The 26,013-nt window shown below is 70.9% G+C and carries 21 protein-coding genes; 6 read left to right on the top strand and 15 right to left on the bottom strand.

Translation table 11 applies throughout. The features are described 5' to 3' along the window. Positions 1–15: 15 nt before the first annotated feature. The 10 genes from AC1Z4A_RS25305 to AC1Z4A_RS25260 form a co-directional block, all read right to left on the bottom strand. Positions 16–663, bottom strand: coding sequence for a GAF domain-containing protein (locus AC1Z4A_RS25305; protein WP_483682158.1), 648 nt, complete (start codon positions 661–663; stop codon positions 16–18). Continuing rightward, positions 660–1,502, bottom strand: coding sequence for a S8 family peptidase (locus AC1Z4A_RS25300; protein ID WP_483682157.1), 843 nt, complete (start codon positions 1,500–1,502; stop codon positions 660–662). The genes AC1Z4A_RS25305 and AC1Z4A_RS25300 overlap by 4 nt, the downstream gene beginning before the upstream one ends. After that, positions 1,499–4,696, bottom strand: a complete 3,198-nt coding sequence (locus tag AC1Z4A_RS25295) for an ATP-binding protein (RefSeq protein WP_483682156.1) — start codon at positions 4,694–4,696, stop codon at positions 1,499–1,501. Before AC1Z4A_RS25295 ends, AC1Z4A_RS25300 begins: the two co-directional genes overlap by 4 nt. A 63-nt stretch (positions 4,697–4,759) precedes the next feature. After that, positions 4,760–4,954 (bottom strand): aroma-sacti cluster domain-containing protein, encoded by a 195-nt coding sequence (locus AC1Z4A_RS25290; protein ID WP_483682155.1) that lies wholly within the window; start codon positions 4,952–4,954, stop codon positions 4,760–4,762. 81 nt (positions 4,955–5,035) lie between these two features. After that, positions 5,036–6,559 (bottom strand): MFS transporter, encoded by a 1,524-nt coding sequence (locus AC1Z4A_RS25285; protein ID WP_483682154.1) that lies wholly within the window; start codon positions 6,557–6,559, stop codon positions 5,036–5,038. A gap of 12 nt (positions 6,560–6,571) precedes the next feature. Further along, positions 6,572–7,378 carry an iron-containing redox enzyme family protein gene (locus tag AC1Z4A_RS25280; RefSeq protein ID WP_483682153.1) on the bottom strand — a complete coding sequence of 269 codons (807 nt, stop codon included), beginning with the start codon at positions 7,376–7,378 and terminating at the stop codon, positions 6,572–6,574. Continuing rightward, the gene (locus AC1Z4A_RS25275; RefSeq protein ID WP_483682152.1) at positions 7,375–8,367 is read right to left on the bottom strand and encodes a radical SAM protein; all 993 of its coding nucleotides are present in this window, start codon (positions 8,365–8,367) and stop codon (positions 7,375–7,377) included. Before AC1Z4A_RS25275 ends, AC1Z4A_RS25280 begins: the two co-directional genes overlap by 4 nt. Continuing rightward, complete coding sequence (locus AC1Z4A_RS25270) at positions 8,355–9,338, bottom strand: radical SAM protein (RefSeq protein WP_483682151.1); 984 nt, start codon at positions 9,336–9,338, stop codon at positions 8,355–8,357. Before AC1Z4A_RS25270 ends, AC1Z4A_RS25275 begins: the two co-directional genes overlap by 13 nt. Before the next feature lie 374 nt (positions 9,339–9,712). Then, positions 9,713–10,729: an NADPH:quinone oxidoreductase family protein gene (locus AC1Z4A_RS25265; RefSeq protein ID WP_483682150.1), complete on the bottom strand. Its 1,017-nt coding sequence runs from the start codon at positions 10,727–10,729 to the stop codon at positions 9,713–9,715. 46 nt (positions 10,730–10,775) lie between these two features. Continuing rightward, positions 10,776–11,153 (bottom strand): MerR family transcriptional regulator, encoded by a 378-nt coding sequence (locus tag AC1Z4A_RS25260; protein ID WP_483682149.1) that lies wholly within the window; start codon positions 11,151–11,153, stop codon positions 10,776–10,778. 147 nt (positions 11,154–11,300) lie between these two features. Here AC1Z4A_RS25260 and AC1Z4A_RS25255 point away from each other — a divergent pair, with 147 nt between their 5' ends. The 6 genes from AC1Z4A_RS25255 (at position 11,301) to AC1Z4A_RS25230 (ending at position 21,424) form a co-directional block, all read left to right on the top strand. After that, positions 11,301–12,041 (top strand): sialidase family protein, encoded by a 741-nt coding sequence (locus tag AC1Z4A_RS25255; protein ID WP_483682148.1) that lies wholly within the window; start codon positions 11,301–11,303, stop codon positions 12,039–12,041. A 159-nt stretch (positions 12,042–12,200) separates the two neighbouring features. Next, entirely contained in the window at positions 12,201–13,757 is a 1,557-nt protein-coding gene (locus tag AC1Z4A_RS25250; RefSeq protein WP_483682147.1) for a TIGR02677 family protein, read from the top strand. Beyond that, positions 13,754–14,998 carry a TIGR02678 family protein gene (locus tag AC1Z4A_RS25245; protein WP_483682146.1) on the top strand — a complete coding sequence of 415 codons (1,245 nt, stop codon included), beginning with the start codon at positions 13,754–13,756 and terminating at the stop codon, positions 14,996–14,998. The genes AC1Z4A_RS25250 and AC1Z4A_RS25245 overlap by 4 nt, the downstream gene beginning before the upstream one ends. Then, entirely contained in the window at positions 14,995–19,071 is a 4,077-nt protein-coding gene (locus tag AC1Z4A_RS25240) for a TIGR02680 family protein (protein WP_483682145.1), read from the top strand. Before AC1Z4A_RS25245 ends, AC1Z4A_RS25240 begins: the two co-directional genes overlap by 4 nt. Continuing rightward, positions 19,068–20,318, top strand: coding sequence for a TIGR02679 family protein (locus AC1Z4A_RS25235; RefSeq protein WP_483682144.1), 1,251 nt, complete (start codon positions 19,068–19,070; stop codon positions 20,316–20,318). Before AC1Z4A_RS25240 ends, AC1Z4A_RS25235 begins: the two co-directional genes overlap by 4 nt. Before the next feature lie 248 nt (positions 20,319–20,566). Then, positions 20,567–21,424, top strand: coding sequence for a hypothetical protein (locus tag AC1Z4A_RS25230; protein WP_483682143.1), 858 nt, complete (start codon positions 20,567–20,569; stop codon positions 21,422–21,424). Here AC1Z4A_RS25230 and AC1Z4A_RS25225 read toward each other — a convergent pair. From AC1Z4A_RS25225 to AC1Z4A_RS25205, 5 genes are all read right to left on the bottom strand, one after another. Further along, positions 21,412–22,269, bottom strand: a complete 858-nt coding sequence (locus AC1Z4A_RS25225; RefSeq protein WP_483682142.1) for an aldo/keto reductase — start codon at positions 22,267–22,269, stop codon at positions 21,412–21,414. The two genes, AC1Z4A_RS25230 and AC1Z4A_RS25225, sit on opposite strands and share 13 nt — an antisense overlap. Next, positions 22,203–23,399 (bottom strand): JmjC domain-containing protein, encoded by a 1,197-nt coding sequence (locus AC1Z4A_RS25220; RefSeq protein ID WP_483682141.1) that lies wholly within the window; start codon positions 23,397–23,399, stop codon positions 22,203–22,205. The genes AC1Z4A_RS25225 and AC1Z4A_RS25220 overlap by 67 nt, the downstream gene beginning before the upstream one ends. Positions 23,400–24,080: 681 nt before the next feature. Next, on the bottom strand, positions 24,081–24,929 hold the full coding sequence (locus tag AC1Z4A_RS25215; RefSeq protein WP_483682140.1) for a helix-turn-helix domain-containing protein: 849 nt from the start codon (positions 24,927–24,929) through the stop codon (positions 24,081–24,083). Between the two features lie 16 nt (positions 24,930–24,945). Then, positions 24,946–25,473 (bottom strand): DUF6879 family protein, encoded by a 528-nt coding sequence (locus AC1Z4A_RS25210; protein WP_483682139.1) that lies wholly within the window; start codon positions 25,471–25,473, stop codon positions 24,946–24,948. Beyond that, positions 25,442–25,708 (bottom strand): hypothetical protein, encoded by a 267-nt coding sequence (locus AC1Z4A_RS25205; protein WP_483683720.1) that lies wholly within the window; start codon positions 25,706–25,708, stop codon positions 25,442–25,444. The genes AC1Z4A_RS25210 and AC1Z4A_RS25205 overlap by 32 nt, the downstream gene beginning before the upstream one ends. Positions 25,709–26,013 lie beyond the last annotated feature (305 nt).

The raw sequence follows: 26,013 nt of genomic DNA, 5'->3' as shown, positions 1-26,013 counted from the left end.
GGGCACCGTCCCGGGTCAGGGCCCGGTCCGCAGTGCCCCGGCCAGTGCCTGCAGCAGGGTGCGGCCCGCCGCACGGCGGTCCGCCGGCAGCGCGGAGAAGGCCCGGACGACCTCCACCACCTCGGCGAGTTCGGCGGAGGTCTCGCCGTGCAGCACCCGGCGCGCCGTCCGGGCCCGCTGGACCAGCGCGAGGGCGTGCGCGGCCTGCGCCGCGAAGAGGCCCAGCCAGTCGAGGTCGCGCAGGGCCGACCGGTGCCCGGCGTCCCGGTCGAGGACCTCCAGGACCCCGAGGACGCGATCGCCGTGGACCAGGGGCGCTGCCATCAGGGCCCTCGGCACGTACCGGGTGGACTCCGCGAAGTCCCGGTCGAAGACGGCGTGATCCGTGAGGTCGTCGACGACCATGGGCTCCGCCGACGTCAGCACCCAGCCCGCAATGCCACGCCCGGCGGAGAAGCGCCCACCGACCAGGAACTCCTCGCCCTCGCCGGAGACGGCCTCGAAGACCAGCTCGTCCGTGGCGGGGTCGAGCCCGGTGATGGAGCAGGCCCGGGCGCCGAAGACGCCACGGGCGGTGTCGACGACCGAACGCAGCAGCTCCTGGTGGCCGGTGTCGGAGCCGGCCACGGCGAGTGCGGCGGCAAGCTCCTCCTGACGGTTCATGGGGTACTCCTGACGTTCGCCGACGCGAGGTGCAGCAGGCCCTTCACCTGGAAGGGCGTGAGGCCCGGATGGGCGCCGAGGAACCGGGCGCAGAGCCCGGCGACGTGCGGGGTGGCGAAGCTGTTGCCCGTGCATCGGCGGGTGGCGCCGTCCAGCCAGGCCACCGGGACGTCCGCCCCGCGCGCGAAGAACTCGACGGGCGGCACCGGGTTGTAGAGGATGTGCAGCGGATCCGGCAGGTCGTGGCTGCCCACCGAGACGACGGAGGAGAACCGCCACGGGAAACTCTCGACGCGCAGGTTGTGTGCCGAGGCGACCAGCACCGTGCCGGCGAAGTAGGCGGCGTCGGCAAGCTCGTGCAGCCGGGGTACGAACTCCCGGCGGGCCGTCGACAGGCTCATGTTGACCACGTGGAACCGCTGGTCGATCGCCCAGCGCAACCCGGCGAGCAGCGCTTCTCCGGTGCCGGAGAGGCCCGAGCCGAGCACCCGGAGGCCGACCAGCTCGCAGTCGGGTGCGAGCGAGCGGATGATGCCCGCGCAGGCCGTTCCGTGGCCGCAGGTGTCGCCGGTCCCGTCCGGCTCGACCACTTGCTGCCCGTCGGGCCCGGTGGTGACGGCGTAGGCGCCGTCGAGCCGCCCCACGGCCGGGTGGTCCGGCGCCACGCCGCTGTCCAGGACGCAGACCCGCACGCCCGCACCGCTGCTGACGACCGGCGGCGCGGGGGGCGGCGGGCCGGGCCAGGCGCTGTGGAGGGTCAGTGCCTCTCCGTCGGCCGGCACATCCGTCAGCCGCCAGGCGAGCCGCTCGCCGGGGTGGCCACGGTGCGAGGCGGTCATCGCGGCCCTGCTCCGTCCCGCAGCTCCGCGGCCCACCCCGCGCCGACCCGGTGGCCCTTTTCCGTGAAGGCGCGCGCGGCGCGGTCGGCCACCGCCCGCCCCTCGGCCCGGTCGCCGCCGGCCGTCATCACCCGGGCGAGGCCGAGCAGCGCGTGGGCCTGCCCCGCCGGGGAGTCGGTACGGGCGGCCGCCCCGACCGCCTCGGCGGCCAGGCGCCGGGCCCGCTCATGGTCCCCGCGCAGGGCCGCCAGCCGGGCCCGGACGGAGAGCCCCTCCGCCAGTTGCAGCGGTGACTCCAGGCCGGTCTCCCTGCCCGCGAGGCGGAGCAGTTCCGCGGCCTCCTCCGGCCGTCCACGGTCGAGCAGCACGGCGGCCGCGCCATTGCCGGCGGTCACGACGGCGTCCCGGTCGCCGGTCCGGGCTCCGATCTCGCAGGCGAGCCGCAGCCGTCGTTCGGCGGCCTCGTCCTCGCCGGCGAGCGTCTCCACGAGGCCCGCGAAGGTCTGGATCGCCGCCTTCGGCGCCGCCACCCCCAGCTCGTCGGCGATCCGCTCCGCCTCCGACACCAGGTCGCGGGCCTCCGTGAAGCACTCGCGCATGGCCAGCAGCACCGCGAGCGGGCAGCAGAGCGCCGCCCGGACCGCGGGCCGCTCCACCGCGTGTCCGGCCAGCAGGGCGCGGCAGCGGGCGATCGCCGCCGGGGCGGGCTCCGGTCCCAGCCACAGGGTCACCGCCAGCCCGCCGAGCGCGGTCGCCTGCTCGAGGACGGCACCCGAGCGGCGGGCCGCCTCCAGGGCCGCCTCGAAGTCGCGGGTCGCCTCGCCGTAGCCGCCGCCGGCCTGCCGCCCGTGCGCCACATAGAGCCGGGCGCGGGCCCGGCCCAGCTCGTCGCCGGCCGAGGAGAAGACCGGAAGCGTGCGCCGGGCGGTGGCGACCAGTTGTGCCATGCCCCGTTCGGGCACATCCAGGTAGGCCAGGAGCAGCCGGGCGTGCGCCGCCGGGCACGGGTCGCCGGTGGTCGTCGGGTCGCGGCGGGGTCCCGGTCCGGGGAGCGGTTCCACGAGCGGGGCCAGCAGTTCCCGGGCGCGGGCGGGCGTCCCGGTGGCGATCAGTGCCTCGGCCAGCCGCAGCCGGGCGGGAGCGTCGGGCTCCGCCAGCTCGGCCGCCTGGCCGAGGAGTTCCGCCGCCCAGGAGCACTCGCCGCGCGCCAGCGCCCCTTCCCCGGCGAGCCGCAGGTGCCGGGCCGCGTCCGCCCCGAGCCGCGCGGTGTCCTCGCCACCCGCCCCGTCCGGGTCCGGTGCCGGGCCCAGCGGGCCCAGGACATCCCCCAGTTCCCGGTGGTGGCGGTGCGCCTCGGCGAGGTGCCGCCCGATCAGCTCGTGACGCCCCGGTTCCGCCGTCTCCAGCCATCCCGCGTACCGCCGGTGCAGCAGGGACCGTTGACGCTTGGCGAGCCCCGCGTAGCAGACCTCGCGGACGAGCAGATGGACGAACCGGTACGCCGCCCCGCCGGGGCGCCGGCCGACCGGCTCCACCAGCCCGCGCCGCACCAGCGACTGCAGGAGCCGGGCGAGCCGGCCGCCGTCGGCGGGTTGCTCCAGGGCCCGCAGCCCGGCCACCGTGAACTCGCGCCCGACGACCGAGGCGCGCTCCAGCAGCTCCCGCTCGGCCGAGGGCAGTCGGTCCAGCCTCGCCTCCAGCAGTGCCTGGACGGTCGGGGGCAGTTCGTCCGGCGCACCGCCGTCCGTCAGCACCTCCACCAGCTGCTCGGCGAAGAGCGGATTCCCCTCGGCGACCTCCGCGACCCGGCGCACGGCAGCCGTCTCGGCTTGGGCCTCCCCGTGGAGCGCGACCTCCGCCCGGGCGGCCACCAGCGCTGCGCAGTCGGCGTCCGACAGCGGCCCCAGCACCAGCGAGGTCGCCGACAGCTTGCCGCTCCCCCACTGCGGGCGCAGGTCGAGCAGGTCGACCCGGGCCAGGCAGAGCAGGAGCAGCGGGGTTCCGGCGGTCCAGTCGGCGAGGTGGTCGATCAGGTCGAGCAGCGTCGGCTGCGCCCACTGCAGGTCGTCGAGGACGAGGCACACGGGGCGGTCCGCGCCGAGGTTCTCCAGCAAGCGGCCCGTGGCCCAGAAGATGTCGTCGGCGGTGGGGGGCTCGGCGGCGGGGGCGGCGCCGTTCAGCACGTCCGCCAGCAGCCGCGCGGCGGCCGCGCCGTCCCGGCCCGCCAGCAGCTCCCGCAGCGCGGCACCCGCGTCCACCGGCTGCCCGAGCAGCTGCCGTACCAGGTCGGCGAGGAGCTGCAGGGCACCACCGCCGCCGTAGGGCTGGCAGCGGACGACCGCGACGGACGCGCCCCGCTCCCGCAGTCCGCCCGAGAACTCCGCCGCCAAGCGCGACTTGCCCACCCCGGGGTCGCCGAGCAGCGTGAACAGGTGGCAGCCGCGCCGATCGTGGCAGCGTTCCCAGACGAACTCCAGCTGACGCAGCTCCTGTTCGCGTCCGATCAACGGGACCGCGGCGGCCCGCCGATCCCGGCGGGGGTCCGGGCCGGGGGCGACCAGCCGCCACACGGACAACGGCCGGGACTTCCCCTTGACGGTCAGCGGCGCCACCGGCTCGGTGGTGACGTACGGCGCGACCACCTGGTGGGTCACCTCGCCGAGCAGGATGCCGCCGTCGGGGGCGTGCTGCTGGAGCCGGGCGGCGACGTTGACCGTGTCGCCGGAGACCATCGCATGCCCCTCGCCGAACTCCCGCGAGTAGAGCACCTCCCCGGTGTTGACGCCGACCCGGAGATACAGGCGGGCCCGGAGCCCGGAGCCGAGCGCATCGTTGAGCCCGGCCATCGCGCACTGCATGTCCCAGGCCGCCCGGACGGCGCGCAGGACGTCGTCCTCCTGCACCCGGGGCACGCCGAACACCGCCATGACCGCGTCGCCGATGAACTTCTCCACCGTTCCGCCGTGCCGTTCCAGGCAGTCGCGCATCAGGGCGTAGTACCGCAGCATGACCTCGCGCAGCGCCTCCGGGTCGAGCCGTTCGCCCAGCACGGTGGAGCCCGCCAGGTCGCCGAAGACCACCGTCACCGTGCGGCGGCTGCGCACGGCCCGGTCGCCGGCCCCGAGCGGGCGTCCGCAGGCCGCGCAGAACCGGGCGCCGGCAGTGTGCGGTGCGTCGCACGCCGGGCAGACCATGGCCCCTCCAGAAAGCGTCGCAAGGGTCAGAAAGGGTCAGAAAGGGTCAGAATCGCCGCGAGGTCAGAAGAACAGGCCGCCGACCATGTGGTGGGCGACGACGTCGGGCTCGACCTCGTCGAGTCGCCGCTTGATGCCGGCGAGCACCGCGAGTTCCTCCGCCGACAGCGCGGCGAGCACCTCACACTCCTCGGCGGTCAACGCCTCGACCGGGAGTCCGGCGGCGATCAGCGCGCCGAACGTGGCGTCGGATTCCATCGGGGTCTCCTCCTGTAGTCCTCCGGTGCCGGGTCCGGCGCGGGGCAAGGCCACCACGCCGGACCCGGTGGGCCGGGCCTGCTACCAGACGAAGTAGCCGTCGCCGGCTTCGTGGCTGACGACCTCGCCGTTCAGCCTCGCCTTGACGGAGTTGAGAACGTCCACCTCCTCCGGAGTGAGCGCCGCGATGACGGCCATCTGCTCCGGGGTCGCGCCCGTGAAGTCGTGCCCCTGCTCGGTCAGTGCGTCGATCGGGTTGAAGGCCATGACGGTTTCGTCCTTTCCTGAGTGTTTTTCTGACTGTTTTCCTGGCGGGGCAGGACGCTCGGGCCGAGTCGGCCCGGCGTCGTCTGAGGGATCCGTGGCCGGCTCCGCCGGGCGCCGCCACAGGAAGAGGGCGCCCAGGGCGGCCAGTCCGAGACCGGCACCGGCGAGCACCCAGCCAAGGCCAATCCAGGCGGCGAGGGCGGCCCCCACCAGCGGCGCCGAGATCTGCAGCACCGTGGGCACCACGTTGACCACCGCGGTGACCCGGCCCATCAGCTCCTGCGGGGTCGACCGCTGCACGAGATAGCCGAAGACCACGAGGATGCCGGCCGAGCAGAGCCCGATGCCCACGGCGACCGGCGCCCAGAACACGGCGGCCGTCCGGAGGCCGGTCAGCGCTGCCACACCGACCAGAGCGACCAGCACACCGGTCGCCGCCTGGGAGACCGCGAGCACCGCGAAGACGTTCCAGCGCTGTCCCCACTGCCCCACCACCACGGTCCCGGTGACAGCGCCTACCGCCACCGCCGCGATGGCGGCCCCGTAGAGGGAAGGCGACACCCCGAGCCTGACGAGGACCAGGGGCGAGAGCGTGTCGAAGGCGAGAACCAGGAACACCGTGGCCGAGAGGCCGGTGACGGCGGTCCGCAGGGTACGGCTGCCGAGGACGAACGCAACGCCCTCGCGCAGTTCTCCGGCGAACCGGCCCCGCCGGGGATCGGCCGCCGCGGCCGGGCCCCGCCGGCCCGTACGGGGCGGCAGGGTGAGCCGGGAGAGGATCAGCGCCGAGGCGACGAAGGTCGAGGCGTCCGCCACGAAAGCACCGCCGGTGCCCGACACCGCGAGCAGCACCCCGCCCAGAGCCGGCCCCACCACCTTGCAGACCTGACCGGCGAAGCCGCTCAGCGAGTTGGCGGCCAGCAGGGACGACCGGGGCACGATCAGCGTGAGCGCCGACTGCTGGACGGGAGAGAAGAGGGTGCTGAGCGAGATCTTGGCGAACACCAGCGCCAGGAGCACGGGGAGGCCGGGGGCGAGCGGGTAGCACAGCACCAGCGCGGCGCGGAGCAGATCGCAGGCGATCAACGTGCGCTTCTGCGGCAGCCGGTCCGCCCAGACCCCCGCCACCGGCGCCACCAGGAGCCAGGGCGCCGCCGCGGCGGCCGCGACCGCTGCCAGCCCCCCGGCTCCGGCCTGCCACCCGTACGCGACGAGTGACACCAGGGCGACGAAGTCGGCCCAGTCACCGAAGCCGGAGAGCAGCTGACCGGCGAAGAGCAGCCGGTACTGACGGTTCCGGATTGGGGTGAAGAGTCCGGCGGCGCGAGGCTTCCGCATGCTCCGCCTCCCTCACACCGGCTCGGCCGAGGCGGCGAGCAGGTCCTCGACGAGCACCGACACCTTCTGGACCGTGTGGAAGGCGCTGACCCCGATGGCACAGTGGTGATCGGCGGTGAGCGGCAACCGGTCCAGGATGTGGAAGAGTTCGTCCCGGTGGCGGACGTCGAGCGCAGCGTGCCGGTGCAGAGTCCGGAACGCCTCGGCCGGATAGCCGGTCCGCTCCCGGAGGAGACCGGGGAGTTCCCTCGACGGCGGATAGCCCTCGAGCACCGCGATGTGGCCGAGGAGGCAGACGGGGTGGTGGTGGCGGATCCAGTAGTACTGCGCCCCCACCAGCTCCGCGACCATGGGCCCGGGCATCTCCTGCAGCAACGCGTCCGCGTCGCACCCCAGGACGCGCAGGTCCTCGCGGACCCATTCGTCGTGGCCCTGCTCCTCCCGCCGGTGCCGGGCGAGGTACTCGAGCAGTCCCTCGGCGACCGGATCGACGGAGGCCAGTGCCCGGGAACGCTCCAGGGCGAGGTCCATGAGCGGCACCGTGGCACGGATGGCGGTGTGCAACAGGCACAGATAGCGGGGGTAGAGTCCGCCCACTGCCGGGGAGTTCCACGCCTTTCTGGTGAGAGCGAAGAAGCGGGGCATCACCAGGTCGATCTTGCCGCGCACCAGCTCGCTGTTGCGGCGCAAGCCGTTGCTGTTGGCGTTGCCGTTGCCGTTGCCGTTGCCGTTGCCGTTGCCGTTGCCGTCGGAATTGTTGCGGTCGGAACCGTTCCGGTGGTACGGGCCTGCAGCCGCCCGTAACGCGTCCCCGGTCATGCGCGCATCCCCTTCTCCAGGAGTCCGATCGCCCGCAGCAGTGCGTCGTCCTCGGCGGCCCCGGCCCGGCGGGTCATCGTCCAGCAGAGCCCGCAGATGTCCGTGAACCGCCGGTCCGCCAGATCACCGAACCGGGGAAGAGCGGTCAGCGGTCCGCCGCCGACCGTACTCAGCGCCCGGAAGAGCGGGACTCGGCCGAACTCCTCGATCGCCGCCCTCACTTCGGGCCCACTGGCACAGTCCCGGCGCAGCGCCGCCGGACCGCCACCCATCAGCACCGTCTCGTTGCAGCAGGCGGTCACCCGCCCGTCGTAGCGGACCACCGGCGAGTCGACGGCCCCGCAGCGGCCCAGCTGCCGCCCGGCAACTCGCCGGTCCCGCGAGAAGAGCCCCGCCCCCCGCCCGTGCGGGAGCCCCTCGGTGGGCACCAGCTCTGCATGCTCCTGCCAGGCGGAGCCGAATGCGGCCCGCAGCAGCTCCTCGGCCCGCGCGAGCGCGCCGCCCTCGTCCACCACCTGCACGATGATCGGCAGTCCATGGCCGCCGATCGCGCGGGCGGCACCGACGAACCGGTCCGGTCCGGTGCCGGCTTCGTGGTAGGCATCCGTGCTGAGGTAGACGCAGCGGCAGCGGTCGAGGACCTCGTGGATCCAGCGGGGCGGGTCGGCCACCGCGCCCCACACGCCGCTGGTGTACACGACGAGGTCCTTTCCTGCTTCCGTGATCCGCCGGGCGGCAAACGAGAGCCCACGCCGCTCGACGAACGGCTCGCCCCCCGAGACACCGATCATGGTGCTGACGGGGTCGGCGCAGAGCAGGTCGACGATCTGCTCGAAGAGGACGAAGTCCGTGATCCTCGGGCTGTCCGGGCGGGAGTCCACCGAGCAGTGCGCACATCCGACGGGGCAGCGGTCGGTGATGAAGAGCAGCAACGTCGCCCCCGGCGTCCGCCGGATCCGCAGGATCTCGTCGTGCGTCAGCCGGTGCATGTCAGGTCCCGTTCGCTCGGGCCGCCCAAGGTGACGAGGTCGGCGTAGCGATCGATCCCCCAGCGCCGGGCGAACCCGACCGCCCCGGCGTCCGCCGTCATCCGTTCCACGGCCCCCCGCACCACCGCGGCAGACGGAAGCAGCACCAGCTCCTGTACCTTTTCCCGCATTCCGGGCGTCTTTGCCATCTTCCAGCAGCTGGCGCAGTACCCCTCACAGGTGCGCTCCCCGGAGAACCGTTCCATCAGGTGCTCCGGTCCGTACGTCCGGATCGCCTCCAGCATCGGCGAGCCCAGCGCCCGCTGTCGCACGGTCTCCCAGTCGTCACGGGCGATGTGGCCGAGGAAGAGATGGGGCGGCATGGGCACCGCCCCGTCCATCACGTCCTGGTTGCCGCAGGCGGTGACCTGCCCGTTGAAGCCGATGACGGGCCAGCAGGCCAGCGAACAGGGCGCGGCAGTAAGCGGGTAGGCCGCCGGTGGCCGCTGCTCCATCCACTCCCTGGCCCGTCCCATCGGCACGAGCGGCACCACCAGCATGGGGACGCGGTCACCGAACTCCCGGCGGAACGCCGAGGTGACGTCGGCGAGGTAGGGATCGTCCGGCCCCTCCCCGGTGATCTGCACGCTGACGTCCTTGCCGTCGTCCAGCAACTCGTGCAGCACCCGGAAGACGGCCGCCCGGTCCACCTCCTCCTCGTGGAACCGGTCGGTGCTCACGGAGAAGTGGTCCAGTGCATCAATGGCTTCCCGGATCGCCCGGGGTATGCGGGGCTTCCCTGCGAAGAACAGTCCCGACAGCGCTTGGCTGCGCGACCCCACCGCCCTGGCCCGCTCGGCGATCCCGCGCACCAGCCGGGGCCGGAGCATCACCTCGCCCCCCGACATCAGGGTGAGTTCGGGCCGGTTCTCGGGAGTGAAGGTGTCGGCGAACCGCAGGAACATCCGGGCCGAGTACTGCTCACTGTCCATCAGCGAGTCGGTGGAGCAGTGCCGACAGTGGAGCGGGCACCTGCGGGTGAGCCCGAAGTAGACCCCGGCGGCCGGGACCGGCCTGAGCCGAAGGATCTCCGTCAAATGCACGTGAGCACTCCCCTCCCGTCACCGCAACCGGTCTCTCCCGGCCGCACACCGATCGTGGCGCGGGCGGGTTGCGGTCCGGTTTGAATGGGGTTTGGGAACGGCTGTCTCCGGGGCGCGGGGCGAGGAACACCTCATCCATGCGAAAGGGAACGCGCCTTCAGGCCTGCCGCGCACGGTTCTCGCCGGAGCAGGAATCGGCGTTCCACAGGACTTGCAACGGGGGGGGACGGCGGGGCATTGCGGTGAGTCACAGGCGTTCGTTCCTAGCGCCAGGGATCGAGGGCGTGCTTGCCATGGGTCCGGCCCGCTTCGAGTTGCTGCAGCACTGCCGCCCCCTCGGCCAGGGGGTGAACCTGGGGAGTGCCGGGCGGGTACACGCCTTGGGCGATCAGTGCCTCGATCTCGACGAGCAACGACTGGTAGAGGGACGGGGCTGCGGCTGCCAGCGCACCGATGTGCAGGCCCTTGACCTGGACCTGGTGGGTGAAGACCAGGTCGTGCGTGGTCAGAGTGGCGTCGCCGGAAGCGGCACCGAACACGACGATGCGTCCGGTGAAGGGTTTGGTGACCGACAGGCTGACCCCGAACATGGCCTGTCCCACCGATTCCAGGACCAGGTCGACCCCGCCGGTCAGGCGGGTGATCTCTTCGGCCAGGTCGGGGCGCGCACTGTCCAGGACCTCGTCGGCGCCCAGTGCTTTGACGGTGTCGTGCTTGGCCGGTGACGCCGTGGCGATCACGCGTGCACCGTAGTGGCGAGCGAGGCGGACGGCGGCTTGCCCCACGCCTCCGGCCGCGGCATGAATGAGCACCGCGTCACCAGTTTTGATCTCGCCCAGCGGCTTCAGTGCCGCCAAGGCGGTTGCCCAGTTCAGCACAAGGCCGAGAGCCTCGGCGTCGCTCCAACCGTCAGGCACGGGGAGGACGCCCGCGGCCGGCATCGTCATGTACTGCGCGAAGGCGCCCGGGCCAGTGCCGACGACGTGGGTCCCGAGCGGAAGCGGGCTCTCGACGGCCGGGCCGACACCCACGATCTCGCCGGCGGCTTCGAAGCCCGCCACATAGGGCGCCGTCGGGCCGCCTCCATAGGTGCCATGGGTCTGCATGACGTCAGCGAAGTTGACCCCGGCGGCGCCCACGCGGATCAGGTACTCGCCGGGCCCCGGGGTGGGGCGGCGCCGATCGGTCGTGAGAGTCAGATCCTTCGGCCCCCGGTGCGACTGCTGGACCAGCGCTCGTACTGTCTGCTCGGCGGTGTGCTGCTGCTCGTTGATCTCCATGTGCTGAACGTAGGAGTCTCACACTTACGTCAAGGTCAAGTGACGGTCATTGATCAGCGCGGCGGGCCTCTCGCAGGTAGGTGTCGAGTGCCGCCTGCTGGTCGCTGAGAACGGCGATACGTGCAGCGAGTCGATCGCGATAGCTCTGCACCTCCTGCAGGAACTCCGCGCACACCGCATCAGTGTCGGCATCGGTGCCCGCACCAGGCCCGTCAGCAAGACGGGGCAGAACTTCCCTGATCAACCGCACGGGCAGCCCGGACTCCAGCAGCGAGCGGATGGCGAGCACCCGGTCGACAGTGGACTGGCAGTAGTCGCGGAACCCGTTGCTGCAACGACCAGGGACGATCAAGCCCTCGTCCTCGTAGTACCGCAACGATCTCGCACTCACGCCGCTGACTCTGGATGCTTCGCTGATCTTCACGCCTGGAGACAACGTCCAGGCAGACCCTGATCTTCCAGCACTCATTGCTACGACGACTCTGTTGGTACGCGGGCGACGATCCGCCGCCCTTCCACTTTGCGCCACCTGTCTTGTCGTGTACCCCACCAACCTCTACCGTTCCTCACCTTGATACCGCTGCCCGAGCCCCCGAACAACGGCGCAACCTGGACGACAGCGGGAACGCCGTTCAGCGGGATCACCGCGCCGTCGGGCAGGTACGCCAACACCACTTTCCGGGACGGGATCGAGAACACCTTCACCGTCGGCCCCAAGGCGGTGAACGGTCACTACCCGCTCTACACGGCGTACGAGGACTACAGCACCGGTGTCGGCAACATCCTGCTCACCGCGTCCTACGACGGCGGGGCAACCTGGAGCTCCCCGATCCAGGTGAACGACAATGCCTCCCCGGTGGACGAGTTCCAGCCCAGCCTGACGGCCGCCCCCGACGGCACGGTGAGCGTTGCCTTCTACGACCGACGCCTCGCTTGCCCTGTATCCGGAACCCCGGAGGCAAACGCGGCAGGCATTGCCCTCGACCGGTCCAACCCCAACTACTCGGGCAGCCTGCCCCCTTACGGCGCGACCAACTACTGCGTCAACACCGCGATCCAGTTCTACCGCCCTGCTCTCAGCCCGATCGGACACAACGTCCGGCTCTCGATGCACGCCTTCGATCCCCAGCTGAACGCGCCGAGCGAATCGGGCACCGGCAACCCCACCTTCATCGGTGACTACTTCGGCAACACGGTGGCGGCATCGGGTAACGGCCAGGTGGACTACACCACGTCGGTGACCACCTACGATGACGGCACCAACCCGTCCCACCGCCAGCAGCAATTGGTAACGTCCGTGCCTGTGCCGTAGCACCGACCGTACGCTCGGCGGGCAGATGTTCCCCGCCAGCCGCTTGGGCAACACGGCGTCATACTGACGTGATGCTGCTTTTGTTACCGGAACCCAAATCTGTGAGACTCCCAACTTCACCCGCCCACGCCACGGCTCATCGGCCAGAATGACCGTGCGATGTCCCCGACACCCGAGCCCCCGGCACCGACCCGGTACGCCCCCTTCGCCCACCTCACCGCGCCCAACTCCGCCCTCTACCGGCGGATAATGCGAACGTTCCTCACTGCCAAGGAGCGCTTCGCGGTGCATCTGCGCCCCGAGGACGTGCACGCCGCCCTGCCCGCCGACGGGCGTCCGACGGAACTCGACACCGTGGTCAAGGCGCTCGACAGCCTGGTCGAATGGGGAAATCTGCGCGCCGATCCCGATACGGCCCGCGTCACCGCTGTCGAGGACTTCTACCGCAAGCGGTTCGTCTATCAGCTCACCCAGGCGGGAGAGGCGGCGGAGGAGGCGCTTTCCGCATACGACGAGGCGCTCGGCCGGCGGGGCGCGCTCCAGGCGGTCGCGCTGCACGACATCGTCACCCAACTGCGTGCTCTCCTCGTCCTGGGGGCCGAAGAGATACCGGACCCGGCCAAGACCTACCTCGCGCTCGACGCGCTGACCAGCCGGTTCGCGGCCCTTGCCGACAACGCCCGGGCCTTCATGGGATCCCTGCAGCGCACCATCGACCTGCACGACGTCGAGGAGGAGGTCTTCCTCGCCTACAAGGACCGGCTCATCCAGTATCTGGAGCGGTTCATCCAGGACTTGATCACTCTCGGCGGACGCATCGCCCAGCTGATCCTGGAGCTGGAAGGCGGCGGCGTGATCGCACCGCTGCTCCGGACCGCCGCCGCTCGCGAGGCCGCCGACGCCTCGCCGGAGGACGCGGAGCACGCCGAGCAGGAGGCGTACGCGCGGTGGACCGGGCGCTGGGACGGGCTCGCCGCCTGGTTCATCAGCAGGAACGGACGGGAATCGCAGGCGCGGCTGCTGCGCGGCCGGGCTCTCGGGGCGATTCCCCAGCTTCTGGCGGTCGTACGGTCGCTGAACGAGCGCAGAGCCGGGCGCTCCGACCGTTCCGCCGACTTCCGTACGCTCGCCCGCTGGTTCGCCGAGGCACCCGACGACGACGCCCGGCACCGTCTGTGGCGCACCGCTTTCGGGCTCTACCCCGCCCGTCATCTCACCGTCGACGCCGACACCCTCGCCACCCGCACGGCCCGGCCGGTGCCCGCCGCCACCCCGTGGGCCGAGGCCGAATCCCTGTGCATCAGCCCGCAGTTGCGGCGCACCGGCAGTTATGAACGGCGCGGCAAGCCCCGCAAGGTCGAGGACCGCTCCGAGGCGCGCCGCCACCTCGCCGAGATCGCCGCCAAGCAGGCCGCCGAGACCGAAGCTGCGCGGGCGCGGCTCGCCACCGGCGGCGTCACCCGGCTCTCCGCCCTCGGTGACCTCGATCCGCTGGCGTTCGGCCTCTTCCTCCAGCTCCTGGGTGACGCCCTCGCCACGTGGCGGCCCGGCATGACGCACACGTCCGCCACCAGCAACGACGGCTCCATGGAGATCCGCCTCGCAGCGCTCGGCGACGGTACGACCGCAGAGATCACCACCCCCGGGGGCACGTTCCGGGGCCCCGACCACACCGTCGAGATCATCGACCTGGCCGAGAGGGACAGCAGGCGATGAGCACCCCGCTCGCCGAGATCCTGGAGGGGCAGCACTCCGCCGAGCTGCGCAGGGCCGCACGCGCGCTGCTCAAGGAGCCTCTCCTGCTCGCTCGCGGACCGCGCTCGGACGACTTCCGGCTCGTCCGCCGCCACGCCTCGGAACTGCGCGCGTGGTTCGACCGCAACACCGGCTGGTCCCTCCACGTGGACGCCGAAGCCGCCCGCCTGTGCAAGATCCCCGGCCTTCTCACCGACCCGACGCATCCCGCTCGTGAGGCCAGCCGGACGGGCGCCCCCTTCACCCGCCGACGCTATGTGCTGCTCTGTCTCGCCCTCGCCGCCCTGGAACGCGGCGAGGCCCAGGTAGCGCTCGGCCGCCTCGCCGATCAGGTCGTCCTCGACGCGGCGGACCCACACCTCACCGCCGCCGGCGTCCACTTCACCCTGGACCGCCGCGACGAGCGCCTCGACCTCGCCGCCGTCGTCAGGCTCCTGCTCAGGCTCGGCGTTCTGCGGCGGGTCGCCGGTGACGAGGAGGCGTACGTCAGCGGGGCGGGCGACGTCCTGTACGACGTCGAGCGCCGTGTGCTGGCCGGTCTGCTCGCCACCCGCCAAGGCCCTTCCACCGTGCGTGCCGGCACTCTCGACGAGCGTCTGGCCGAGCTGGTCACCGAAACCGCCCTGGACAGCGACGACTTGCGGTTCCGTGCGATGCGCCGCGCGCTGACCCGCCGCCTGCTCGACGATCCGGTGCTGTACTACGACGAACTGACCGACGCGGAACTCGCCTACCTCACCCGGCAGCGCGGCTTCCTCACCGCCCGTATCACCGAGCTGACCGGACTCGTCCCCGAGGTACGGGCCGAAGGCATCGCCATGGTCGACCCCGACGACGACCTCACCGATGTCCGCATGCCCGAACAAGGCACCCACGGCCATGTCACTCTGTTGCTCACCGAGCATCTCGCGGCAGCGGACGGGCCCGTCACCATCGGCGATCTCCAGCAAAAGGTCCGTGAATTCGCCGCTGCGTACGGCGGTTTCTGGGCCAAGTCCGCCAAGGAGCCCGGCGCAGAAGGCGAACTGGTCGAGCAGGCCCTCGCCAAGCTCACCGCGCTGGGACTGATCACCCGTCGGGGCGATCGGATCGCGCCACGTCCGGCCCTCGCCCGGTACGCCGTCGGCGAGACCGTCGTCCTCGAACCCCGCACCCCACACACCCCACGCATGCCCCAGCAGCGAAAGGCGAGCCGGCAGTGACCGCCCTCCCCGTCCCCACCCGCTCCCGCTGGCAACCGATGCGCATCGGGCTCGTCGACCTCTTCCACTACGACGAGGAGGAGTTCCATTTCCACGACGGACGACTGCTGCTGCGCGGCAACAACGGCACCGGCAAGTCCAAGGTCCTCGCCCTGACCCTGCCCTTCCTGCTGGACGGGGATCTCACCCCGCGCCGTGTCGAGCCCGACGGCGACCCGGGCAAGCGCATGGAGTGGAACCTGCTCCTCGGCGGCGAACACCCTCATCCCGAACGGCTCGGTTACACCTGGATCGAGTTCGGCCGACGGGATGCGACGACCGGCGAGGATCACTTCCGTACCCTCGCCTGCGGGCTCAAGGCCGTCACCGGGCGCGGTATCGCCCGCCACTGGTACGCGGTCACCGACCAGCGGGTCGGCCGGGACCTCAGCCTGCTCGACGCCACCCGCACTGCTCTGTCCCGTGACCGGCTCGCCGAGGCGATCGCCGGGCACGGGATGGTGTACGACCAGGCCAAGGCCTACCGAAGGGCCGTCGACGAAGCACTGTTCGGGCTCGGCGAGCAGCGGTACGCCGCCCTCGTGGACCTGCTCATCCAGTTGCGTCAGCCCCAGCTGTCGAAGCGGCCCAACGAGGCTGCCCTCTCCCGGGCGCTGACCGAAGCGCTGCCGCCCATGGACCAGGCGGTCGTCGCCGACGCGGCGGAGGCCTTCCGCTCCCTGGACGAGGAGAAGGAGGAGCTGCGGGCCGCCGCCGAGGCCGAGCACGCCGCCTCGGCGTTCCTGGACCACTACCGGCGCTACGCCCGCGTCGCCTCCCGGCGGCGGGCCCGCCTCCCGCGCAGCGAGCACTCCCGGTACGAGCACCTCCAGCGGGATCTCGCGGAAGCGCAGGCGCACAAGGCCCGCGCGGAGGAGGACCGGGCAACCGCCGAGGGACGCATCGGCGTTCTGGAGGAGACCGAGACACGGCTGCGGGCCCAGGACGCCGCCCTGCGCGCGGGACCCGAGATGCGCAGCGCCCGTGAGCTGGAGCAGGCGGCCACGGAGGCGGCCCGCACGGCGCGGGAACGGGAACGCGCGGAAGCCGACCACGGGCAGACCACGCGCCTCCACCGGCGGGCACTGGAGCGGCTCGGCGCGGCCGAGAACCGGCTCGCCTCGGCCCGGCACCAAGCCGGCACCATCCTCGCCCGGGCCCGGGAGGCGGCAGGCGATGCCCTGGTCGCCCTGCCGGACGAGCCGACCCGGCAGGCGGCCGAGGAGGCGACGGACCGCGGGCGGCGCAACCTCACTCACGTGGAACGCCTTGCCGACCGGGCCGACCGGACCGCGAGCGAGCGTCGAGCGGCCTCCCGGCGGCTCGACGAGGCCGAGTCCGACCTCGCCCTCGCGACCGAGGCGCAGCAGCAGGCGGAGGAGGCCGCGGCGGCAGCCGGCCGGGCACTGCTGGATGCCGTACGCCGGCACGCCGAGGAGTGCCACGAGCTGGCGTACCCGGATCCGGTCGGCCTCCTCGACGAGCTCCAGGAGTGGACGCGGCACCTCGACGGGCCCTGCCCGGCCCATACCCATGCCTCGCGTGCCCACCGGGCCACGTCGGCGCGGCTCGCCGACCATGCCGCCGGCCTGGCGCATCGCAAGGCCGGACTCCGGTCGCGGGTGCGGGACATGGAGCAGGAGCTGGCCGCGCTCGAAGCCGGCGGCCAGCGCGGGCCTAAGGCCCCGTACACCCGCACCCCGGGCCTGCGCGAGGGGGCGACCGGCTCCCCCTTGTGGCGGCTCGTCGACTTCCGGGACGGGCTCGGCGCTACCGAACGCGCCGGGCTGGAAGCGGCCCTGGAGGCATCCGGCCTGCTGGACGCCTGGGTGCTCCCGGACGGCACGGCCCTCGACGCCGACGGGCACGATGTGCTGCTCGCACCCCGGACCGGGCCCGTGACCGGGCCGTCCCTGGCCGATGTACTGCGTCCGGCCGTCGACCACGGCGACGCGCGGGCCACGGCGGTAGGTGAAGAGACGGTGACGCGGCTGCTCACGGCGATCGGGCTGGGCGAGGCGGGCGGCGGTGCGGACAGCTGGGCAGCGACTGACGGACGTTTCCGCGTCGGTGCGCTCACCGGCCGATGGGCCAAGACCTCCGCGGAATACATCGGCGAGGGCGCCCGTGAAGAGGCGCGCCGGTCCCGCATGGCCACCTTGCGCACCGAACTCGCCTCGCTTCACGATGATCTGGCCGCCACCGTGGCCGAGACCGAGGCCGTCGTGGCGCGCCGCAACGGGCTCGACGCCGAGCTGGCCGCCGTACCCGACGACGCGCCTCTCAGGCAGGCGTACGCCCGTGTGGCAGCGGCCGCCGACGTCGTGCGCCGGGACCGTGTCCGGCGCGACGAACGGACCGCCGATCTCACCGAGGCGGCCCAGGAGGCCGAGCAGGCCGCGGCGGAACTCGGCACGACCGCCGCCGACCTGGGCCTGCCCTCCGACCGGGCCGGGCTCGCCGCCGTACGTCAGGCCCTCACCGGCCTCACCCTCGTCCTCGCCGACCTGTGGCCCGCCCTGCGCGAGCGCGCCGAGGCGGCCCGTCAGACGGACGAGGAACGCGACGAGGCCGAGCAAGCGGGGCAGCGGGCCGAGGAGCACGCGCTGCGGGCAGCGGACGCAGCCCGCGAGGCCACCGTCGCCGCCGAACACCACAGCACCCTGCGCTCCACGGTCGGCGCGGCCGTCGCCGACCTCCAGCACCGCCTGGCCGAGACCACCGAATCCCTGCGCGAGTGCGGAGCCGAGCAGCGCCGAACCCGTGAGCGGCACACCGAGGCGGACCGGCGGGCCAGCAGGGCCGAAGGCCGCATCGAGCAGCTCGAACAGGGGATCATCGAGGCGGCCTCCGCCCGTGCCGAGGCGATCGCGGGTCTCCAGCGGTTCGCCGGAACCGGCCTGATCGCGGTGGCCCTGCCAGGTCTGACCGTACCGCCAGCTGGCGAAGGTCCATGGGCGGCCACCCCCGCCATCGCGCTGGCCCGTTCCATCGAGACCGAGCTGTCCGGGACGGATGACTCCGACGGGGCCTGGGAGCGGGTGCAGAGGCGGCTGAGCGAAGAGTTCAAGACCCTGCAGGACGCTCTGTCCCGGCATGGACACACCGCGTCCGCGCGCGTGATCGAGGACGGAATGGTCGTCGACATCGTCTACCAGGGCCGTGAACAGGCCGTACCCGAACTCGCCGAGGCACTGGCCACCGAGGTCGGTGAACTCACCCGCATACTGTCCGCACACGAGCGGGAGGTCCTGGAATCCCACCTCATCACCGAGGTGGCGGGCACCCTGCAGGAACTGATCGGGGCGGCGGAGCGGCACGTACGGGCCATGAACGCCGAGCTGGAGGAACGCCCGACCTCGACCGGAATGAAGCTCCGTCTGGTGTGGCGGGCCTCGCGCAAGGCCCCGGTGGGTCTCGACCGGGCGCGGGAACGCCTGCGCCAGTCCGCCGACGCCTGGACCCCTGAGGACCGGGCGGCAGTCGGCGAGTTCCTGCAGGCACAGATCGCCCAGCAGCAGTCCGGCGACGCCGCCGGCAGCTGGCTCGAGCACCTCACGACGGCCCTCGACTACCGCACCTGGCACGAATTCGGCATCGAACGGCAGCAGCAGGGCCGCTGGGTCCCGGCCACGGGACCGGCCTCGGGCGGCGAGCGCGTCCTCACCGTGTCTGTCCCCCTGTTCGCCGCCGCGTCTTCGCACTACGCGAGCGCAGGCAACCCGCACGCACCACGCCTGGTGACCCTCGACGAGGCGTTCGCAGGCGTCGACGACGACTCGCGGGCCAAGTGCCTGGGCCTGCTCCACGCCTTCGACCTGGATGTGGTGATGACCAGCGAACGGGAGTGGGCCTGCTACCCACAGGTGCCCGGCATCGCCATCGCGCAGCTCTCACGGACCGACGATGTCGCGGCGGTCCTGGTCACCCGCTGGGAGTGGGACGGCTCGGCGCGCGTGCGGCGTGAGGATCCGGTGTACGAGCGGGACCGGTCCGGTGCGGGAGCAGACGGGCAGGACCTGCTGTGGACATGAGCGCCCTGCCCCCCGGTGGGATACCCGGTGGGATCGACCTCGACCGCCTCCGCCGACTCCTCGGCGCCCCCGACCTCACGTGGCTGGTCGAGCGCGTAAGACGGCGTCTCGAACGCGAGCAGCCCCTCACCGGGCCCGTCTCGCTGACCGCCCCCACCGAAGCCCAGCGCACTGCCGTCGAACGCCTGCTGGGCCGCGCGCCGCGCCCCGGCCGGTCGCTGTCCCTCCGGCTCGACGCAGTGGATGACGTCCTGCGCCGCTCCGGCGTCAGCCCCGACGGTCTCGCCGTGGCCGTGGAAGCCCTGACCGGTCCCGTCATCCCCGTCCTACAGGCACGCCAGGACGAGTCCCGCGCATGGCAGGAGGCATATCAGCCGCTCCAGGCGCTGGCCCGCAATCGGCCCCGCCTCGCCGACTGGGCCACCGGGCCACGCACCGAGAGCCGTGTACGGCGCCTTGCCCGTACCCCCGAAGCCGCCGGTCGGCTGTCCTCCGACGCCGCGAAGGTGCTCCGGAAAGTCCCCGCCGAACCCGCCGTCTCCCTGCCCGCTTTCGCTGCCCGTGTACTCGGCAGCGCGCATGCCCTGGACGACGGAACACCCCTGGCCACGCTCGCTCTGTCCGGCATCCGGGCGCTCACCGGCTTCCCCGACGGCAACGGCGCCGCGTGGCGGCGAGACGCATGGGCATCGGCGGGACTGCTGCGCGACGATCTGTCCTCGACGGTCCTCACCTTGAACCTTCGCGGAACTCCCGCACTGGACTGGATGGCCGAAACCGGCGAACCATGTGTCCTAACCCTCCGGCAACTCACTCACCAACGCCCCCGGGCTACGCCTCCGGTGGTACGGATCTGCGAGAACCCGGCCGTCCTGGCGGCCGCCGCCGACACCCACGGCGCCAGTTGCCCACCCCTGGTCTGTCTCCAGGGCCAACCGTCCGCAGCCGCCCTTGCCCTCCTGCGACGCCTGCACGTCGGCGGAGCAGCCCTCCTCTACCACGGCGACTTCGACTGGGGCGGCCTCCGGATCGCGAACGTACTGCTGAGCCATGTGCCATGGCACCCATGGCGGTTCACGGCCACCGACTACCGCGCCCTGGCTGCCACCACGCTGCAGCTGCTACCCCTGACGGGCACGCCTACCGCATCCCCTTGGGATCCCGCACTGGCACAGGCCTTGACCGAGCTCGGAGTACGCGTCGAGGAAGAGGTGGCTTTGGCGGACCTTCTCGCGGATCTCGCCTGATCGCACGTGTCGGCTCCGCGCATCGCCATCGGGCGGGCGGATGCTCCCGGATGGGGTCTGGCGGCACATCCGGTCGAGCAAAGCGCAGGAGCCACCCTCAAGCAGAGCACGCATTCTTCGCTCAGGAGATCCGGTGAACGTGCGCATGTTCATTGAGGCGGAGAAGCAGGCGGGTCACGGCGTCAAACCGAATCAAGCCCAGGTCGAAATCATTTCTCGTAAGTTGGCCCGCTGCTACGGTCGCCCACATGACGGTCTCGATGCCTTCGGCGCGTGCCAGCGACTTGCGAGTCGAACCGGTTGACGACGTTCTCGATCGTGTAGAGCGATCCCTTCAAGTCAGTTTGGACCGGGACACGACCGTTCGTAAACGGCGCTCTGTCGGGGCGCGGACGGACCGGGACACCTGGGTGCGCATCGAGAGGCGGGTACTCGACAAGATCGGCGTTCAGGGTTGGAACGGCACGGAGTGCGCCGCGCGTCTGGAGGCGATCGCCCAGCCTCTGTGGCAGGCGTGTGTGGTCTGGCGGGACGCGGGCAAGCCAGTGATGTGGCGGGCCGACGAGACCGAGCTCCTACCGGGGACGCCAGTTGGTACCGCCGTACTGAGCGAAGACCCGGAGCTGCCGAATGAGTGGTGGCAGGCCTTCAGCGCATCACTGGACGCGCTCGCGGCACAGGACACGAGACGCGTCGCCACGCCGGACACCATCACCATCACGCAGGCTCTCGTCACCGAGTCCATCCGCAGCGTGTTCTCCGGTGACTTCGAAACGACTGTTGAGCGGTGGGTGCCGGCCCACGCGGATCTGAACTGGGCCAATGTGACCACGCCAACGTTCTGTCTCTTCGACTGGGAGGACTGGGGGAACGCGCCGCAGGGTCTGGACTCCGCTTCACTATGGGGAAGTTCCCTTGCTGTCCCGGCTCTGGCCGATCGCGTCTGGCAAGAGCGGCGCCGTGACTTCGAAAGCCGGGACGGCAAGCTGATGACGCTGTTTGTGTGCTCGAAGATCCTGGGGTCGGAATCACACCCCGAGGACCCTCGGCTGGAGCCCGCACGCCGCGTGGCGGAGCAGATCGTCTCGGAGCTTCAGAAGGACTGACCGCGCGACCGCTCTCGAAGGAGGCTCCGATACTGGTGGATGGTCTGCTCGTCAACCTCACCAGCCAGGGCGCCGATCAGTTCGCCCAGATGAGCGGGGACGTCGGTGCCCACGGCCACAGTGTCGACCCTGGGGAGGTGGTAGGAGGCCCGGAAGGCCGCCTGCACGCGGGAGAGTCCGGCGCTGCCCCGGAGGAAGACACGGGGGTCGATCCTGTCCCACACTGGGGCGCCTGTACTGCCCCCGAAGGGACTCATGCCCCACACCATGCCGCCGCTCATGCCCAACGCCTCAGCCAGGGCATCCACGGCGTCGAGTGTTCTGATGCCGACCAGCAGACCGGCTCGGGCCATGAGGACGGATGGCTTCAGCGTGACCTTGTCGATCATCTCAAGCAGCGGGGACGGGTCCCAGGACGTGATGCCCCAGGCCCCACACACCCCTTTCGCCTCGGCGTCGGCGAGGGCAGCGCATGCGAAGGCCAGGGCATCCCGGTTGTGAGGGGTGGACTCTTGGAGCGAGTGTTCCGGGTTGTGCAGGAAGACAACGTCCGGCTCGCGTCCGAGATCCTGGGCCGCTCGTTCTACGGCGCGGAACAGCCGAACGGGGTCCAGGGAGTGCTCCGCCCGGTCCGCCCTCGGGAAGTAGCCAACCTTGGTGGAGAGGGTGAACTTCGGCAGCAGATCGCCAGCTGTCCGCGCCAAGACTTCGTGGGAGCGGAAGCCGAGGTAGCTGGCGCTGGTGTCGATCGCGGTGATACCGACGTCCAGCGCCCCGGTCAGGAGACGGCGTTCGTGACGAGACCGGTATAGCCCGAGGACAACTCGGGGGTCAGCGCCGCGCATATCTCCTCCTTCACCAGAATCTCGGCGACCTCCGCCACTTCGGCCCCTACGACGGCCGCCGCCTGCTCCAGCGGGACAGGCCTACCGCTCAGCAGCAGACGCAGCGCGGGCATGGCCTTGGCCATGAGAGTGAGCTTCTTCCCCGGGGCCAGGATGTCGACGGTGTCGCCGTTCTCCCTGATCTGGGGAGGGAAGTGGGCGGTGCACACCACGGCGTCGAGCAGACTCAGGATGTCCAGGAATGGTACGTGCCGGGGGAGCGCCATTGCCTGCTCGTACGCGGCCAGGAAATCGGCCGGGGAGCGCTCGCCGATCAGCCTGACGGCAGCCTCGGTCAGGGCCTGAGTGCCGCTCCCGTGCACGCGATCCAGGTCGTGCCGGAAGATCTCGCGCTCACGGCACCAGTCGCCGAGCCATGCGAACCAGCTTGCTCCCGTGCGCTTGGTGATCCCGAACGTGACATGGAGGCTCTTCCCCGATCCTTGGCCGTTGCGGGTCGCCTGGTGCCAGTGACCTCGGGGGATGTGCATCACGTCGCCGGTCTTCATGACGCCGGCCCAGGCGATGTCTTCGGTCGGAATGCTGTTGGGGTCGGAGTCGCGGTACATGGGAACCTTGCGAGAGGTTCCGCGTACTTCCCATTCCTTCTCACCAGCGAGCTGGATGATCACAACGTCGTGGTCGTCCCAATGCAGCGGGAAGCCCGCGGCGTCGTTCGTCGTCAGGTACGCGTTGACCTGCACCCGCTCGTGTGACCACCACTGCAATGCGCGGCAGGCGACTTCCATCGTCGGGTCGAAGACGTTGACCTGATCGAGGATGAGCGTCGCGCCTTCTCCCAGCAGCCTACCCAGGCTGCGCATGTTGACCATGGGGATGCTCTGGCCCCGGGGGCTGACGGTGTCGGTGTAGTAGATGGCCGGGTGGACTTCCTCGCCTTTCTGGAAGCACCGGAACTGCGGGCGATTCAGGCTCCTGCGCATGGCGATATCGAGCAGACGGTTCGGGGTCAGAATGCGGGAGGTGAGAGCGGGGTCGTCCATGCTCCCCCATGCGAAACCCTTACCAAGCTCGTCCGCTCCGTTCCACCCGAGCGCCGTCTCGATGGCGTTGATCAATTGATGTTCCATCACTGCCTCCTTATGAGCTCGACCAAGTGACACAGCTGCGGCGGGGGCCCGCACAGTGGACTGCGCGGGCCCCCGCCGCCTGGTGCTACTCGATGTCGGTCAGGTTGCCGTCCCCGCCTGGCCACGGGGCATCGCCGGAACTCCCGGCGTTGTCAGACCGGAGGCTGTCGTACCGGTCTTGGACGGCGGTCAGTTCTTCTACCGCCACGAGTAGGCCGCTCGGGGCCTGCGACAGTGTCGTGCTATCTGCCACTTCGTGCTCCTTCCTTTCGGTCCTCCCGGCCATGCCCGGCCGGGTTCGGCTGGTGGAGCTACGCTGCGCATGGCGCGGGGGCACCTCGAGGGAAATGCCCCCGGCGCCGTTCCCGGCTGATGCTGTCCTTCAGTCGTTGACCGGGAGCCTGTGGGTTACAGGAAGTACGCAGGCCCTCCATGACACAGGGGAGAAGTGCCACGTCATGGGTGAGCGAGTCGACGACTGCCTGGCCCCCTTCGGACCACCAGCTGAGGAGTTGACCCCACGTAGCCTCGATGCGGAGGCCTTCCATGCGGACCGCGCCGAGCCAGGTCGGCCTCGTCCACTGCCGCCGACGCGGGGAGTTTAGGCCTTCCCGGCGACGCCCACGACCGTACGAGAGCCGTGGGATCGGGCTCAACGAAATTGCGGGTTATTGCGGAACGTCATCCGAGGAGGCTGATCGCCGAGTTGATAAGGGTGCGGGCGCGGGCGCCGTACACGGCCATCTTCGCGAGTTCGGCGAACGCCTGGCGGTAGTCGGCGATTTCGCGGGGCTGCCTGATGTTGATCTCGGCGGTCAAGGTCTCCACCACGGCGTGGGCGTCATCGAAGATGTAGAACGCCTCCAGGGGCCAGATGACGCGCTGGGCCGTGAAGGGGATGACACCGAGTGAGACCGAGGGCAGCGGCAAGACGTCAAGCAGGTGCCGGAGTTGGTTGGTCATCGTCTCCCGGTCACCGATCCGAGAGCGCAGAACCCACTCCTCCATCAACACGACGAAGCGGCGACCTCCCTCATACAGGAAGCGGTTACGGGCAAGGCGGGCGGCAACGGCCTCGGCGACGTCGTTGGGCGTTCCCTGGAAGTCGGTGATCGACTGCATGAGGGCAGTGGCGAAGTCGGCGGTCTGGAAGAACCCGGGAACAGCGTTGGAGGAGTACACACGACACACGGCTGCTTGCTCGTGGAGGGTGTAGAAGTCCTCCTGAACCTTGCGCATGCCGTTTTTGTGGATGCGCCGCCACTCCACATACATGGAGTCGACCGCCCGCGCCGTGGCGATCAGATCCTCTGTCTGGTCCTCCGCTCCGCAGGCCGCGCACCAGGCCCTGATGTCCTTGTCGGAGGGTGTGGTATCGCCTTTCTGGATGCGGGTCGTCTTCGCCGGATGCCAGCCGCACCGGGTGGAAAGCTCCTTCCCGGTGAGGCCGGCGTCCTGACGAAGGTGCTGCAAGCGCTTCGCGAGGGCTTCACGCGCCGCCTGGGCGCTGGAGGAGGGAGAGACGGGCATGGAGGTCGTGCGGGGATCAGACGGTGAACTTCTCGTGATCGATGGCGCGCTCCCACACAGTCTCGAACGCGGCAACGACCATCTTCACCACGTCGGGGGCCTCGGTGAACTCATGCCCTGCCCAATCGCCGTCACCGGTGAACCAGTGGAACATCACCCGCCGGTCGTCGATCAGCCATAGGTCGTTTCCGGGGAGAGCGATGTCGGAGGCGAGGCGGCGGGGTAGCCAGCGGACCTGCTCACCGACAGCGACGTTGACCGGGGTCAGGGCGTGCTCCCACCGGATGTAATCGGTCACCGGCTCGGAGACGACCCGAGCCCGGCGCATCTGGACGCCCCTGGCGATAGTCTCGCGCACCAGCGGGGTCCAGCCCTGCCAGAACGGCGAATCGGGGTCGAGGTCGGTCCTACCCGTCCTTAGGAACTCCTCGAAGCTCTCCTTCTCACCGCCGACGCTGTAAACGTCGCGCATCTCCAGGTGGACGGCGGTGCGCCGAGCGGACCGCAGCAGCTCAGCGAAGTCCGGCACGCCGTTCTGCGACATCACACGCCTCCCTCAGGATCGGCACCATACGGGCCGGGATGCGGATCACCGTCTCATGCGCGGGAATTCCCGTGTCGTGCCCAGCGACCCATTCCGTCTCGGACACTTGGGCCTTCAACAGCTTGTCGGCTTCCTCTCCTTGGAGGATGAGGTCGGCCGTCTCCTCCTCCACCCACACAGTCGGCGAGCCGCCCCCGGTGGTCTCCGGGTCGATTCCGACAAACTCTAGGGTCATGATGCCCTCCCGTTTCAAGTCGGTTGCGGATTCTTGCGTTGCAACGCTTCCGGAGCACTTGCGCCGGATCAAGGGATCGATGCGTTCTTTGTGCCAAAATGGCTTGTTCGCACAGATATACAGTGCGTCGATCACTCAGCCCGCGTCCCGGGTCAAGCCGCCGCGTCATCCAGCACCTCGTACCTGCCTACTGGCACCCGTCGTCCGGGCCGTCACGCCGTACAGCGGGCCCGACCTGCTGTCCGGAAGGTTCGCTCCGTAGCGGAGGACAAGGGCCTGGCGTAGACGCGGCGTCAGGGAGCGCC

The organism is Streptomyces sp. 17_S59 (assembly GCF_056930295.1).
This window is presented reverse-complemented; position numbering and strand designations above follow the sequence as displayed.

What these genes read in the sequence shown, in the direction of transcription:
- AC1Z4A_RS25300 (WP_483682157.1), bottom strand. Translation starts at nt 1,502, where the DNA reads ATGACCGCCTCGCACCGTGGCCACCCCGGCGAGCGGCTCGCCTGGCGG.
- AC1Z4A_RS25270 (WP_483682151.1), bottom strand. Translation starts at nt 9,338, where the DNA reads ATGGACAGTGAGCAGTACTCGGCCCGGATGTTCCTGCGGTTCGCCGAC.
- AC1Z4A_RS25225 (WP_483682142.1), bottom strand. Translation starts at nt 22,269, where the DNA reads ATGCGCGGCGCTGACCCCCGAGTTGTCCTCGGGCTATACCGGTCTCGT.
- AC1Z4A_RS25305 (WP_483682158.1), bottom strand. Translation starts at nt 663, where the DNA reads ATGAACCGTCAGGAGGAGCTTGCCGCCGCACTCGCCGTGGCCGGCTCC.
- AC1Z4A_RS25250 (WP_483682147.1), top strand. Translation starts at nt 12,201, where the DNA reads ATGTCCCCGACACCCGAGCCCCCGGCACCGACCCGGTACGCCCCCTTC.
- AC1Z4A_RS25285 (WP_483682154.1), bottom strand. Translation starts at nt 6,559, where the DNA reads ATGCGGAAGCCTCGCGCCGCCGGACTCTTCACCCCAATCCGGAACCGT.
- AC1Z4A_RS25220 (WP_483682141.1), bottom strand. Translation starts at nt 23,399, where the DNA reads ATGGAACATCAATTGATCAACGCCATCGAGACGGCGCTCGGGTGGAAC.
- AC1Z4A_RS25275 (WP_483682152.1), bottom strand. Translation starts at nt 8,367, where the DNA reads ATGCACCGGCTGACGCACGACGAGATCCTGCGGATCCGGCGGACGCCG.
- AC1Z4A_RS25280 (WP_483682153.1), bottom strand. Translation starts at nt 7,378, where the DNA reads ATGACCGGGGACGCGTTACGGGCGGCTGCAGGCCCGTACCACCGGAAC.
- AC1Z4A_RS25290 (WP_483682155.1), bottom strand. Translation starts at nt 4,954, where the DNA reads ATGGAATCCGACGCCACGTTCGGCGCGCTGATCGCCGCCGGACTCCCG.
- AC1Z4A_RS25230 (WP_483682143.1), top strand. Translation starts at nt 20,567, where the DNA reads ATGACGGTCTCGATGCCTTCGGCGCGTGCCAGCGACTTGCGAGTCGAA.
- AC1Z4A_RS25245 (WP_483682146.1), top strand. Translation starts at nt 13,754, where the DNA reads ATGAGCACCCCGCTCGCCGAGATCCTGGAGGGGCAGCACTCCGCCGAG.
- AC1Z4A_RS25235 (WP_483682144.1), top strand. Translation starts at nt 19,068, where the DNA reads ATGAGCGCCCTGCCCCCCGGTGGGATACCCGGTGGGATCGACCTCGAC.
- AC1Z4A_RS25215 (WP_483682140.1), bottom strand. Translation starts at nt 24,929, where the DNA reads ATGCCCGTCTCTCCCTCCTCCAGCGCCCAGGCGGCGCGTGAAGCCCTC.
- AC1Z4A_RS25295 (WP_483682156.1), bottom strand. Translation starts at nt 4,696, where the DNA reads ATGGTCTGCCCGGCGTGCGACGCACCGCACACTGCCGGCGCCCGGTTC.
- AC1Z4A_RS25205 (WP_483683720.1), bottom strand. Translation starts at nt 25,708, where the DNA reads ATGACCCTAGAGTTTGTCGGAATCGACCCGGAGACCACCGGGGGCGGC.
- AC1Z4A_RS25265 (WP_483682150.1), bottom strand. Translation starts at nt 10,729, where the DNA reads ATGGAGATCAACGAGCAGCAGCACACCGCCGAGCAGACAGTACGAGCG.
- AC1Z4A_RS25210 (WP_483682139.1), bottom strand. Translation starts at nt 25,473, where the DNA reads ATGTCGCAGAACGGCGTGCCGGACTTCGCTGAGCTGCTGCGGTCCGCT.